Annotated in this window: 1 protein-coding gene; it reads left to right on the top strand. The window is 63.6% G+C overall.

The window, feature by feature from the left end; genetic code table 11:
• Window positions 1-132: 132 nt before the first annotated feature.
• Window positions 133-1,272, top strand: coding sequence for an IS110 family RNA-guided transposase (locus FSO04_RS45720; RefSeq protein WP_154568000.1), 1,140 nt, complete (start codon window positions 133-135; stop codon window positions 1,270-1,272).
• Window positions 1,273-1,535: the final 263 nt, after the last annotated feature.

Below are 1,535 nucleotides of genomic sequence, written 5' to 3'. Positions count from 1 at the left end.
AAGGCAGTATGACTTTGCGTGAGGCAAGGGCTGGCCCGCCGTGGGGAAACTGAACGCGGGTTAGCATTGCTGTCAGAGCCGCACGGGCGTGGACTGGGCCATGCCCCGGCGATTCCCTCCACGGAGGCCAGCATGCGAAACGATAGCACGGTGTACGTTGGACTGGATCTTCACAAGGACTCGATCACGGTCGCCTACGCGATCGACGCGGGCGAGATCGAGCTGCTGGGCAAGACCGGTACAACCGGGGCCGACATCGATCGCCTGTGCACACGCCTGCAATCCAAGGCGCCGCACGTGCGCGTCGTGTACGAGGCGGGTCCATGTGGTTACGGGCTGTACCGTCAGCTCGTCCAGAAGGGCTTCGACTGCATGGTCTGCGCACCTTCACTGATCCCGCGCAAGCCGGGCGAGCGCGTAAAGACCGACCGGCGTGATGCCATCAAGCTGGCGCGCTCGCTGCGCGCCGACGACCTGTCGGCCGTGTACGTGCCCGGCATTGAAGACGAGGCATTCCGAGATCTCGCCCGCGCGTGGGCGGCTGCCCGCGAGGATCTGCGACGTGCACGGCATCGACTGAAGTCGTTCCTGCTCGCGCATGGCGTCCGTTATACCGGTAGCGCAAACTGGGGCGAGGCGCACCGTCGCTGGCTGGGCCGCTGTTCGTTTCCCAGCGCCTGGCAGCACCTTGCCTTTGACGAACACCGGCGCACGATCGAGGACCGGCTTGCGCAGTGCGCCCGTCTCGAAACAGCCCTACGCGAAGCGGTGATCTCCTGGCGCTTCTATCCGGTAGTGCTGGCCCTGCAGGCCATGCGGGGCGTCCAGTTCGTTACCGCCGTCGGGATGATTTCAGAAGTGGGCGACCTGTCCCGCTTCGAACACCCGCGTCAGCTGATGGCCTGGCTCGGCGTAACGCCATCCGAGCATTCATCGGGAGGCAAACGCCGCCAGGGCAGCATTACCAAAACCGGCAACAGCTACGCCCGAAGACTGCTGGTCGAAGCGGCCTGGAGTTACCGCCATCCTGCCCGCGTCAGTCCGGAAATCCAGGCCCGTCTCGAAGGTCTGCCCAAGGCCATCATCGACCGCGCCTGGGACGCCCAGGTGCGGCTGTGCCGACGATTCCGCCGGCTGACCGCGCGAGGCAAGCCCATCAACATCACGGTCGTGGCTATTGCCCGCGAACTGGCGGCGTTCATCTGGGACATCAGTCGACTGGCCATGGCGCTTGCAATACCTCGCAGCAAACCGCCCGCGGCCTGTGTGTGATTTCCCGAACAACGGAAGGAGTTTCCTGAAGGCGGCGCAGCCCGGCATCCGAGCAACCCGCGATGGTATTACGCAACGGGCATCACCAACTTGCGGCGGAAGTTAGCGGCAGGCTCATGAGGCGGACCTCTGTAATGCGGTATCCAACCCGCGGATGTCAGTGTGATCCACCGTCGAGACTTACTGCTGCGCCGCCCTCAGGAAATTCATGCGTCAATGCAACCTGGAAACCAATTTCGCGATTGACACGCAAAGTCATATCA

This window comes from Paraburkholderia madseniana, assembly GCF_009690905.1.
GTDB lineage: Bacteria > Pseudomonadota > Gammaproteobacteria > Burkholderiales > Burkholderiaceae > Paraburkholderia > Paraburkholderia madseniana.
Note: the sequence above shows the minus strand (reverse complement) of the source record. Positions and strands in the feature narration are given on the sequence as shown.

Coding starts and splice junctions, on each gene's coding strand:
- FSO04_RS45720 (WP_154568000.1), top strand. CDS start 133: ATGCGAAACGATAGCACGGTGTACGTTGGACTGGATCTTCACAAGGAC.